General features: G+C 68.2%; 10 protein-coding genes. 2 read left to right on the forward strand and 8 right to left on the reverse strand.

Annotation, left to right across the window (positions count from 1 at the left end; translation table 11 throughout):
- The first annotated feature begins 214 nt into the window (after positions 1–214).
- The gene (gene ettA, locus ASC93_RS27910; protein ID WP_056450432.1) at positions 215–1882 is read left to right on the forward strand and encodes an energy-dependent translational throttle protein EttA; all 1668 of its coding nucleotides are present in this window, start codon (positions 215–217) and stop codon (positions 1880–1882) included.
- Positions 1883–1898: 16 nt separating this feature from the next.
- On the opposite strand, the gene trxB is transcribed toward ettA, so the two are convergent.
- The 8 genes from trxB to mrtJ are packed head-to-tail and all read right to left on the reverse strand — an operon-like array spanning position 1899 to position 9933.
- On the reverse strand, positions 1899–2840 hold the full coding sequence (gene trxB, locus ASC93_RS27915; protein WP_157202156.1) for a thioredoxin-disulfide reductase: 942 nt from the start codon (positions 2838–2840) through the stop codon (positions 1899–1901).
- A 3-nt stretch (positions 2841–2843) separates the two neighbouring features.
- Positions 2844–4673, reverse strand: a complete 1830-nt coding sequence (gene dsbD / locus ASC93_RS27920) for a protein-disulfide reductase DsbD (RefSeq protein WP_056450436.1) — start codon at positions 4671–4673, stop codon at positions 2844–2846.
- On the reverse strand, positions 4670–5584 hold the full coding sequence (locus tag ASC93_RS27925; RefSeq protein ID WP_056450438.1) for an FAD:protein FMN transferase: 915 nt from the start codon (positions 5582–5584) through the stop codon (positions 4670–4672). Before ASC93_RS27925 ends, dsbD begins: the two co-directional genes overlap by 4 nt.
- A complete protein-coding gene (locus ASC93_RS27930; protein WP_229412897.1) occupies positions 5578–6714 on the reverse strand; it encodes a DUF3570 domain-containing protein in 1137 nt (378 codons plus the stop codon). The genes ASC93_RS27925 and ASC93_RS27930 overlap by 7 nt, the downstream gene beginning before the upstream one ends.
- A gap of 22 nt (positions 6715–6736) precedes the next feature.
- Positions 6737–6952 (reverse strand): DUF4266 domain-containing protein, encoded by a 216-nt coding sequence (locus tag ASC93_RS27935; protein WP_056450442.1) that lies wholly within the window; start codon positions 6950–6952, stop codon positions 6737–6739.
- Positions 6949–7458, reverse strand: coding sequence for a TlpA disulfide reductase family protein (locus tag ASC93_RS27940; RefSeq protein ID WP_157202157.1), 510 nt, complete (start codon positions 7456–7458; stop codon positions 6949–6951). The genes ASC93_RS27935 and ASC93_RS27940 overlap by 4 nt, the downstream gene beginning before the upstream one ends.
- Entirely contained in the window at positions 7458–9563 is a 2106-nt protein-coding gene (locus ASC93_RS27945; RefSeq protein ID WP_056450444.1) for a choice-of-anchor D domain-containing protein, read from the reverse strand. Before ASC93_RS27945 ends, ASC93_RS27940 begins: the two co-directional genes overlap by 1 nt.
- A gap of 19 nt (positions 9564–9582) precedes the next feature.
- Positions 9583–9933 (reverse strand): JDVT-CTERM system glutamic-type intramembrane protease, encoded by a 351-nt coding sequence (mrtJ, locus tag ASC93_RS27950; protein ID WP_229412898.1) that lies wholly within the window; start codon positions 9931–9933, stop codon positions 9583–9585.
- A gap of 304 nt (positions 9934–10237) precedes the next feature.
- On the opposite strand from mrtJ, the gene ASC93_RS27955 reads away from it, so the two are divergent.
- Positions 10238–10813 (forward strand): transposase, encoded by a 576-nt coding sequence (locus ASC93_RS27955; RefSeq protein WP_056450448.1) that lies wholly within the window; start codon positions 10238–10240, stop codon positions 10811–10813.
- The last annotated feature ends 128 nt before the right edge of the window (positions 10814–10941 follow it).

The raw sequence follows: 10941 nt of genomic DNA on the forward strand, positions 1-10941 counted from the left end.
CCAGCGTTATCCCGAGCGCCGCCTTCGAAGAACCTTAACTTAACGGCATTAGGGTCAGAGCCCGATTTTTGGCAATTTCCTGAAACCGGGCTCTGACCCCGGTTTAGGGAAATTTCCTGTTTTCGGGCTCTGACCCCGGTTGCGGGCGCGACGGGCGCGCCTTTCTACAGTATCCTGTCGTCCTCATTTCACATCGAAGCACTAGAACATATCAATGGCCAATTACGTCTACACCATGAACCGCGTGGGCAAGATCGTCCCACCGAAACGCCAGATCCTGAAGGACATTTCGCTGTCGTTCTTCCCGGGCGCGAAGATCGGCGTGCTGGGCCTGAACGGCTCCGGCAAATCGACCCTGCTGAAGATCATGGCCGGCATCGACACCGACATCCAGGGCGAAGCGCGCCCGATGCCGGGCCTGAACATCGGCTACCTGCCGCAGGAACCGCAGCTCGATCCGGAAAAAACCGTGCGCCAGGAAGTGGAAAGCGGCCTGGGCGAAGCCTTCGAGGCGCAGGCGAAACTGGAAGCCGTGTACGCCGCCTACGCCGAGGAAGACGCCGATTTCGACGCGCTGGCGAAGGAGCAGGAGCGCCTGGAATCGATCATCGCCGCGTCCGACGGCGGCAACCTGAACCTGCAGCTGGAAATGGCCGCCGACGCGCTGCGCCTGCCGCCGTGGGATGCGAAGATCGGCGTGCTGTCGGGCGGCGAAAAGCGCCGCGTGGCGCTGTGCAAGCTGCTGCTCAGCAAACCGGACATGCTGCTGCTGGACGAGCCCACCAACCACCTGGACGCCGAATCGGTCGAGTGGCTGGAGCAGTTCCTGCTGCGCTTCCCGGGCACCGTCGTCGGCATCACCCACGACCGCTACTTCCTCGACAACGCCGCCGAATGGATCCTGGAACTGGACCGCGGCCACGGCATCCCCTGGAAGGGCAATTACTCGTCCTGGCTCGACCAGAAGCAGGCACGCCTGAAGCAGGAGGAAGCCACCGAATCGGCGCGCCAGAAGGCACTGCAGAAGGAACTCGAATGGTCGCGCCAGAATCCGAAGGCGCGGCAGGCCAAGTCGAAGGCGCGCCTGGCCCGCTTCAACGAACTGTCCGAATACGAATACCAGAAGCGCAACGAGACGCAGGAGATCTTCATTCCCGTCGCGGAACGCCTGGGCAATGAAGTCATCGAATTCAAGAACGTCTCGAAAGCCTTCGGCGACCGCCTCCTGATCGACAACCTGTCGTTCACTGTGCCGCCGGGCGCGATCGTCGGCATCATCGGCCCGAACGGCGCCGGTAAATCGACCCTGTTCCGCATGATCGCCGGCGTCGAGCAGCCGGACAGCGGCGAAGTCGTCATCGGCAAGACGGCGCAGGTCTCGCTCGTCGACCAGTCGCGCGACAGCCTCGCGGCCGGCAAGACCGTGTTCGAGGACGTCAGCGGCGGTGCCGACATGCTCAGCGTCGGCCGCTTCGAGATGCCGTCGCGCGCCTATCTCGGCCGCTTCAACTTCAAGGGCGCCGACCAGCAGAAACTCGTCGGCAACCTGTCCGGCGGTGAACGCGGCCGCCTGCATCTGGCCAAGACGCTGCTCAAGGGCGGCAACGTGCTGCTGCTGGACGAACCGTCGAACGACCTGGACGTCGAAACCCTGCGCGCGCTGGAAGACGCGCTGCTGGAATTCGCGGGCAGCGTGATGGTCATCTCGCACGACCGCTGGTTCCTCGATCGCATCGCGACCCACATCCTGGCGTTCGAAGGTGACTCGCAAGTCACCTTCTTCAACGGTAACTACCAGGAATACGAAGCCGATAAGAAGAAGCGTCTGGGCGAAGAAGGCGCCAAGCCGAAGCGGATCCGCTACAAGCCGCTCAGCGCCTGATCCCGTTCCGCCCGGCCTACTCCTCCAGGTAGCGCTGGGCGTCCAGCGCCGCCATGCAACCGCTGGCGGCGCTGGTGATCGCCTGCCGATAGACGTGGTCCTGCACGTCGCCGGCGGCGAACACGCCCGGCACGTTGGTGGCCGTCGCGAAGCCGTGGCGCCCCGTGCGCGTGACGATGTAGCCGTTCTCCATGTGCAGCTGGCCCGCGAAGATGGCCGTATTCGGCTGGTGGCCGATGGCCACGAACACGCCGTGGACCGGCAGCACGCGCGTGCCCGCCGCGCCGCGCAGGCGCAACGCCTGCACGCCCGCATCATCGCCCAGCACCTCTTCCAGCTCGTGGTTCCACAGGATGTCCACCTTGCGCTCTTCCACGCGCGCCAGCAGGCGCTCGACCAGGATCGCCTCGGCGCGCAGATGGTCGCGGCGGTGCACCAGCGTCACCTTGGCCGCGATGTTCGACAGGTACAGGGCTTCTTCCACGGCCGTGTTGCCGCCGCCGATCACGGCGACTTCCCTGCCGCGATAAAAGAAGCCGTCGCACGTGGCGCAGGCCGACACGCCGCGGCCCATGAAGGCCTGCTCCGACGGCAGCCCCAGGTAGCGCGCGGAGGCGCCGGTGGCGATGATCAGCGCGTCGCACGTGTAGTCGCCCAGGTCGCCGGACAGGCGCAGCGGCCGCTCGTGCAGGTGCGCGGTGTGGATGTGGTCGAGGACGATCTGCGTTTCGAAACGCCGGGCGTGCAGTTCGAAGCGGCGCATCAGGTCCGGTCCCTGCACGCCATCCGGGTCGGCGGGCCAGTTCTCGACGTCGGTGGTGGTCATCAGTTGACCGCCCTGCGCGACGCCGGTGACGAGCAGGGGATTCAGATTGGCGCGCGCCGCGTACACGGCGGCGGAATAGCCTGCCGGGCCGGAACCCAGGATCAGGACGTTGGCATGTCGGTTCATGGGCAGGTATCAGGAAGCGAAGTGGCGGGACAGGTGGGCGGCGAACTGCTCGGGCGCCATGAAGCCGATCACGCGGCTTTGCGGCACCTCTTTCCCCTGCCGGAACAGGATGATGCCGGGCGGCCCGAACAGGCCGAATTTCTTCATCAGCGCGCGGTCGTCGTCATTGTTGGCGGTGACGTCCACCTGCAGCAGGCGCACCTGCTTCATCTGCGCTTCCACCTGCGGTCTGGAGAAGGTAAAACGCTCCATCTCCTTGCACGACACGCACCAGTCGGCATAGAAATCCAGCATGACGGGCGTGGCGGACGACGCCAGCACGCGATCCAGTTCGGCCAGCGTGCGGATGCGTTCGAACCGCGTTTCCTTGCCCTGCTTGCCGTCCGGCGCCGCGGCGGCGAGCGCCGTGCCGCGCAGGTGGGCGAGCGGCTGCAGCACGTCCTGGCCCGCGCTGGCCGCGCCCACCAGTTCGAACAGGCCGCCAGTCAGCAGCACGAGGCCCAGCGTCTTGCCGGCGTAGCGGCCCAGCCCCGCGCCGGCGGCAACGGGTTCGAACACACGCAGGAACACGGCGCACAGCACGGCGAACGCGCCCCACAGCAGCATCGCGACGGCGACCGGGAACACGGGCGTCACCATCCAGATGGCCACCGCCAGCAGCAGCAGGCCGAACACGCGCTTCACGTGGTTCATCCAGGCGCCGGCGCGCGGCAGCAGGCTGCCCGCGGAGACGCCCGTCAGCAGCAGCGGCACACTCATGCCGGCCGCCATCGAGAACAGCGCCCAGCCGCCCGTCCACACATTGCGCGTCTGGCTGATGTACAGCAGCGCGCCCGCGAGCGGACCGGCAACGCACGGACCGACGATCAGCGCCGACAGCGCGCCCATGACGAACACGCCGGCGAAACGGCCGCCGCTCATGCTCCCGCTGGTCGCAGAGAGGCGGCTCTGCAGGCTGCTGGGCAGCTGCAGCTGGTAGACGTCGAACATCGACAGCGCCAGCACCACGAGCAAGCCGCCGAACGTGAGCAGGACCCATGGCTTCTGCAGCGCGCCGGCGAGACCTTCGCCGGCCAGACCCGCCGCCACGCCGAGCGCCGTGTAGACGAGCGCCATACCCAGGCTGTAGGCCAGCGCCAGGATAAAACCTTTACGGCGCGTGGCATTGCCCTCGCCGACGATGATGGACGACAGGATCGGCACCATCGGCAGCACGCACGGCGTGAACGACAACAACAGGCCGAAGGCGAGGAACGCGAGGCCGATGCGCCAGGCGCTGCCCGACTGCAGCGTGCGGCGGGCCAGCGAGCTATCGTCTTCCTGCGCGGGCGCGGCCTGCGGTGCCGGTGCGGCTGCGGCTGCGATGGGTGCCGGTGCGGCGGCGGCATCCGGCGCCGCGGGCTTCAGCGCGCCCGGCGTCGCCGGGTCCACCGTGAACGCGACCTCGGCGGGCGGGTAGCACAGGCCCGCGTCCGCGCAGCCCTGGTAGCCCACGCGCAGCACGAACGGCTTTTGCGCGTCCGCCGCGACCGGCAGGTCGGCCGCCAGCCGGCCGGCATAGGTTTCCATCTCCTTATTAAAATTGCTGTCGAACTTGCGCAGGCCGTCCGGCAGCGCGGGCTGGCCGACCTGCGGCGCCGTGAACACGAGGCGGTCGCGGTACAGGTGGTAGCCGGGCGCGATGGCCCAGGCCAGGTGCACGGTGCCGCCGGCGCGCAGCTCGGCGCTCAGCTTGAACGCCTGTTCGGGCGGCAGGAAATCGTCGGCGGCCATGGCCGACTGCCCGGCCGCGCAGATCATCAGAGTGAGCGCGGCCATCCATCGAAAGAGGTGCTTCATGATGCGTAATCTCCTGAAATACTGTGGTGATGCGTTTGTCCCGCGCCGTCGATGGCGAAGTACGCGAGGCCGCTGGCGGCCAGGAAGGACAACCCGTCCGCTTCCTTGAGCATGGCGATGGTCGACACGCTGCCGCCCAGCACGGCCAGCGGCGCCAGCACGCTCACGGAGCGCCAGTACGACACCGGCATGCCGGTGCGCGGATTCAGTACATGGCAGTAGCGCGTGCCGTCGATGTCGAAAAATCGCTCGTAATCTCCGCTCGTCGCCAGCGCGCCCTGGCTCACGGCGATGCTGGCGACGATGCCGTCCGGCTTGCGCGGGTCCTGGATGCCGATGGCCCAGGGCCGGCCATCCGGTTGCGGCCCGACGAAGCGCATGTCGCCGCCGAGGTTCACGTAGCCGTGCCGCACGCCGCTTTGCAGGAGCAATGCGCACGCGCGGTCGGCCGCGTATTCCTTGCCGAAGCCGCCGAAGTCGATCTCCATGCCGGCACGCGGCAGGAAGATGCCGCCGTCCTCGCGGCGCACGGCCGGCCAGTCCACCAGCGCCAGCAGCGGCGCCAGTTCGTCCGGCGCAGGCACGCGCGGATGGCGGAAATCCCAGGCGCGGCGCAGCACGCCCGAGGTGATGTCGAACAGGCCGTCGCTGGCGCGATATAAATGGTCCGCGTAGGCGAGCAGCTGGGCCGTCTCGGCGTCGCATTCCACGCGATAGCGCCCCGCCGCGGCGTTGATGCGGCTGACGATGCTGTCGGTGCGGTAGCGCGAATACGTCCGCTCGATGCGCCGCACCTCGGCGATGGCCAGCTGCGCCAGTTCGTCCGCCGCACAGCCGTCCACCGCGGCGAGCCGGATTTCGCACCGGCAGGCCATCGCGTCGAACGGAAAGCGGTAGACCTGTTCTACCATCGGCGCGTCAATCCGACCTGGAAGATGCGGGCGCGCAGCGGTGCCAGGCCCGGACTGCCGTCGTGGAACAGGCGCCAGCTGCCGCGCTGTTCGTAACCCTCGACCTTGACGTCGACCGTCCACAGCTTGCCGATCTCGCGCACGACCTTCAGCCCCACCGTGACGGCGCCGAAGCCGGACAGCCGCTGGTCCGGCGACGACAGGCGGTCGACACCCGCGCCGCTCGAAAAGCCCGGCGGGAACGGCGGGCCGAGCGTGCCGTCGTACACGGGATCGTAGTAGAACGAGGCCGCGCTCTGCGTGTAGAGGCGCACTTCCGGCACGACGCTCCAGCCGCCGGCGAGCGGCTGCACGTACTCGCCGGACAGCGTGTGCGCGCGGATGCGGTACGAATCGCTGTAGTAGCGGTAGCCCAGGCGCGTCGTGCCGCCCGTGCTGTCCAGGTAGTGGTTCCAGCGCAGCAGCACCGTGTTCTGGCGGCGCGAACGGGGCCGGTTATCAAACAATTTATACGGATCGTTGAAATAGCCGTCGCCGTTCGTGCGCGTGAGCGTCAATTGGCCGATGTCGTTCGGCGTCAGCACCCGCGTCACGCCGGCCAGCACGCTGACCGTTCTCTTGTGCTCGTCGACGACGACGTGGTTGACCGGGTCGATGCTGTCGCGGCTGCCCGCGAGCCCGAACGCCCACGTCGTGTCGTTGTCCTCGCTGGACAGGGTGCCGTTCAGCGACAGCGCGCGCGACACGTAATCGTGCTCCGTCGAATACGCCGCACCGGCCGTCAGCGTGCCGCGCCGGAAGTAGCGCGTGACGGCGAAGTCGCCCGCCTTTCTCTCGTCCTGCATGTGCGAGGCGCCGGAGACGGCCGTGTGGTAGCGCGGCGACGCGCCGGACACGTCGTCGGCCGTCAGCGTGCCTTCGATGGACCAGTCGCTGGCGACGGGCGCCGTCACCGCGATCGACGGCGAGTGCGCGCGGATGCGGTCCAGGCCGGACTGGCGGTCGGCGTAATCGAGATAGCGCAGGCTGATGCTGCCGTTTTGCGGCGGCTCGTCGGCCAGTGCCTGCACGCCTGGCAGCAGCAGCGCGGCGGCGAGCAGGGAGGCGGCGAGTTCCTGCGGAGGTTGCATGGGTTTCGTCATGTGTTCCCCTTCAGTTGCAGCCGCAGCCGCCGCCGCCGACACCCGCACCGCCGGAAGCGGCTTCACGGCTCGTATAGATATGGTCGGCATAACGGGTTTCGAGCTTGTCGCCGCCGAACGTCATCTCCGGCTTGGCCAGGTTGCCTTTTTCCCAGGGCTGGACGGTGGCGCAGCCCGCCAGCGCCAGCAGCGCCGGCGCGATCAGGAGGAAGAAGCGCGCCCTCATTTCGCACCTCCCAGCGCCTTCTGGATCACCTGTTCGAGTTGCGCGCGGTCGGCCTCCTTGAAGCCGGCGTGCTCGTACAGGACCTTGCCGTCCGGGCCGACCAGGACGCTGCTCGGCATGCCCTTGATGCCGTAGGCGCGCGGCGTGGCGCCGGCCGGATCGAAGGCGATCGTGAAGCGCGCGGGCGTCTCGGCCAGGAAGCGGCGCGCGTCGTCGCTTTTCGCGTCGAGATTCACGCCCACGACCTGCAGCCCGCGCGCGCCGTAGCGCGCCTGCATCTCGTTCATCCACGGGAAGGACTGGCGGCACGGGCCGCACCACGAGGCCCAGAAATCCACGTACACGAGCCGGCCCTGGAACTTCGCCAGCTGCACCGTGCCATCCTTGCCCGGCAGGTCGAACTGCGGCGCTGCGGCGCCTTTATCGAGCGCGGAGGCGGTCGATGCCTCCAGCGCCGCGGCCAGCACCACCGCCATGCGCAGTACGCGCGTCGTACGGGCGCCCATTACTTCACCTCCTTGCGGACGAAGCGGCGCCATCCCAGCACGCCGAACGACAGCACCACCAGCAGCGCCAGCACCGGATCGTTGCCGTTCCTGATGGAAGAGCAGCCGCCGCCGCCGGCGTTCTGCGGCGCTTGCACGGTCTGTACATTGCCCTTGCCGCTCAACGCGACGTTCCAGGTGCCGCCGCCGTCGGCCGCGAGCGCCAGGCTGCCCGCCGCGTCGCCTGCGCCGACCGGCGTGAAGCGCACCACCAGGTCGCAGCTCGCGCCCGGCTGCAAGGTGAACGGGACGGCCGCGCAACCCGATGCATCGGCCTGCAGCGCGAACGGACCGGAGAACGTGGCGGCCGTCACCGTCGCCACATTGCCGCCCGTGTTGGTCAGCGTGATGTGGTGCGTGGGCGCGGTGCCGTTGACGTCCGCGGCGCCGAAGTCGAAGGATTGCGGATTCACCGTCAGCATCGGCACCGGCACGGCGACGCCGGTCCCGCCCAGGGCCACGGTGAACTGGGTGCCCGCGTCCGTCATCAGCACGAGGATCCCGGCGCGCTGGCCGGCGGCCGTCGGCTTGAAGCCGATGTCGATGGTGCAGCTGGCCGCTGCGGCGACGGATGCGTTGGTCGCGCAGGTGCCTCCCAACACGAAGTCGGCCGCCTGCGCGCCGTCCAGCACGAGCGAGGCGATTGTCATTGCGGCCGTACCGCCGTTCGACAGCGTGATCGTGTGCGCCGCGGCGCTTTTACCCACTTGCGTGTCGGCGAAGGCGACCGGTCCCGCTTCGGACAGCGCGGGCTTGGCCACGGGCGCCGTGGTGCCGGTGCCGCTGATCGTCACTTGCAGCGGCGCCGCGTTCGACGTGACCGCCAGCGTGGCGGCCGCGGCGCCTGCCGCCGTCGGTGCGAAGGATAAAGTTACTGTGCAGCTGGCGCCCACCGCCAGCGACGTGCCGCAGGTTTTATTCGCGATGGCGACGGTGGTCGCGCCCGAGACGGCGATGCCGTTCAGCGCCAGCGCCACGTTGCCCTTGTTTGCCAGCGTGACCGTCTGCGTGGCGGCCGGGGCGCCGATCGTCTGCGAGCCGAACGACACGGCCGACGGGCTGGCCGTGACGGCCGGCGCGGCCGCGGCCACGGTGCCGGACAGCGGCACGGATACGGCGCCGTTGGAGGCGTTCGACGCCAGCGCGAGATTGCCGCTGAACGCGCCGTTGCCGGAAGATTTCGCGGTCACGGTCACGGTGCAGCTGCCGCCCGCCGCGACCGGTGCGGCGGTGCTGCAGCTGCCGCCCAGCGTGAACACGCCGGCGTTGGCGCCGCCGACGGCGATGCTGCTGAAGGTCAGCGCGGCCTGCCCCGTGTTGCTGACGGTGACGTTCTGCGCGGGCGATGCGGTGCCGGCGACGAGGGCGCCGAAGTCGATGGCATTGGCCGACAGCGCGATGGTCGGCTGCGCCACGGCGTTGCCGGTGCCGGAGAGCGCCACGGTGCTGGAACCGCCCGTGGCATTGTGCGCGATGACGAGCGACGCGCTGCGCGCACCGGCGGCGCCAGGCTTGAAGCCGATCTGCACGGTGCAGCTGGCGCCGGCCGCGAGCGACGCGCCGTTGGCGCAGGTGCCGCCGCTGATGGCGTAGTCGCCCGCGGCCGCGCCGGAGAGGCTCAACGTGCCGACGGTCAGCGCCGCGTTGCCCGTATTGGACAGCGTGGTGGCGAGCGGCGACGCCGACTGGCCGATGGTCGTGGCCGCGAAGCTCAGCGAGGCCGGATTGACGGCCGCCGCCGGCGCGGCGGTCACGGTCGGGTTGCCGATGAAGGCGGCGAGATCCGCGATTTCCGCCGTCGTGAAGTGCCCGTTGAACAGCGTGCCCATGCCGCCCTTGTTGGCGGCGAAGGCGTTGCTGATCACGCTCGGATTATTCGCCGCGGCGAGGATGCCGTTGACGTTCGCGGCGGGCGAAGCGCCGTGGCACGACGAGCAGCTGGTGCCGCCGCCAACCGGCCCGTTCAGGTACAGGTTCTTGCCGTTCAACGCATCGGCGGCGTGCACGGCCGGGACGATGGCAAGCAGGACGAGTACGGAGGAGAGACTTCGATGCAGCCCGATCATAGGGGACTCCCAAATTCGTTCAAAGGACACAGCCACCGAGGGCCAGTGCATTCATCCCGCAGTGCGCCAGTGCGCACAGGCGCCAGTCGCGGCTGCGCTGGTAGAGCAGCGCCAGCGCCAGTCCCGGCGCCAGCACCAGCCCGACCGCGCGCCAGCCGGAACCGGCATGCAGCAACGCGAACGCGGCCGCCGACAGGGCCGCCGGCACGGGCGCCGCGCGCCGGATCAGCCACTCCTGCAGCCCGGCCCGCACCACCCATTCCTCCAGCACGGGCGCCAGCAACAGCAGGCGCACCAGCGCAGCGGCGTCGGGCGCGACGAGCTGGCCGGTGCAAACCAGCTGCTTGGACATCAGGGCAATGGATGGCATGAACGACACAGCGGACCCGATCGGCTACCGGTAGCGGTTGCTACTACGGAAATCGTCCGGTTAATACCGATGGGGGCGGAAAGGTTCAGGCGAATTGAAAAAAAATTATGGACAGCGCACCAGTGGCGCCTGCACGGTGTCAAAACGGCAGGTTTGTCACATCCACCATGCCGCGTAACGCGCGGAAATGGATCGTCGTCAAACAAACATCGTAGGTAGAATCGATGTGGTTGAGGTTCTTCAACTCGTGCGCGTTTGCGCCAGATCGACACGGCATGGCTGCGCCGCTTGGCAGACTACGTTCATGACAAATTACCGCGACAACCGCGTCCCGGGCGGGACTTTTTTCTTTACGGTGCGTCTGCTGGATCGGGACAGCACCCTGCTGACGGACCATTTCTCCGCGTTCGGCGAAGCGATGCGCCAGGCGCGCGTGCGCAAGCCGTTCCACGTCGACGCTTGGGTCGTGCTGCCGGACCACGCGCATGCGATCTGGACGCTGCCGCCGGGCGACCACGACTGCGCGTCGCGCTGGCGCGCGGTCAAGATCGCCTTTTCCAAGGCCCTCCATAAAGCCTGCCTGCCGGGCGGCGCGAAGGCGAAGGGGGATGCGGGTACGGGCGACGGCACCATCTGGGAACGCCACTACCGCGACTACCGCGTGGGCGACGACGAGGAATATTCGAGCCTGATCGACTACGTGCACAGCAATCCGATGCGCCACGGCTTTTGCCAGCATCCGGCGGAATGGCCGTGGTCGTCGCTGCACCGCTTCGTCGCCGCCGGCTTCACGCCGCCCGCGCGGCCGCTCGCGCCGCCGCCCTGGATGCGGCCGGCAAATCAGCCGACACGGAAAATCCGCAGGCAGACCACTTTTTAATGACCGACTTTTGCGGCAAGCGCGTTCGGCTGGACTACCGGCGGGCTCGTTGTACGTCGAGAAAGTGCCCAAAACCGGGCTCTGACCCTAATGCCGTTAAGTTAAGCGGCAAGTTCAGCAACGATCGC

This window comes from Massilia sp. Root335 (genome assembly GCF_001425685.1).
Classification (GTDB): Bacteria; Pseudomonadota; Gammaproteobacteria; order Burkholderiales; family Burkholderiaceae_D; genus Telluria; species Telluria luteola.

Bases quoted from the DNA above. Each gene is read 5' to 3' on its own strand.
- ASC93_RS27955 (WP_056450448.1), top strand. From the start codon at position 10,238: ATGACAAATTACCGCGACAACCGCGTCCCGGGCGGGACTTTTTTCTTT.
- ASC93_RS27945 (WP_056450444.1), bottom strand. From the start codon at position 9,563: ATGATCGGGCTGCATCGAAGTCTCTCCTCCGTACTCGTCCTGCTTGCC.
- mrtJ (WP_229412898.1), bottom strand. From the start codon at position 9,933: ATGCCATCCATTGCCCTGATGTCCAAGCAGCTGGTTTGCACCGGCCAG.
- ASC93_RS27930 (WP_229412897.1), bottom strand. From the start codon at position 6,714: ATGCAACCTCCGCAGGAACTCGCCGCCTCCCTGCTCGCCGCCGCGCTG.
- ASC93_RS27940 (WP_157202157.1), bottom strand. From the start codon at position 7,458: ATGGGCGCCCGTACGACGCGCGTACTGCGCATGGCGGTGGTGCTGGCC.
- ASC93_RS27925 (WP_056450438.1), bottom strand. From the start codon at position 5,584: ATGGTAGAACAGGTCTACCGCTTTCCGTTCGACGCGATGGCCTGCCGG.
- ettA (WP_056450432.1), top strand. From the start codon at position 215: ATGGCCAATTACGTCTACACCATGAACCGCGTGGGCAAGATCGTCCCA.
- dsbD (WP_056450436.1), bottom strand. From the start codon at position 4,673: ATGAAGCACCTCTTTCGATGGATGGCCGCGCTCACTCTGATGATCTGC.
- ASC93_RS27935 (WP_056450442.1), bottom strand. From the start codon at position 6,952: ATGAGGGCGCGCTTCTTCCTCCTGATCGCGCCGGCGCTGCTGGCGCTG.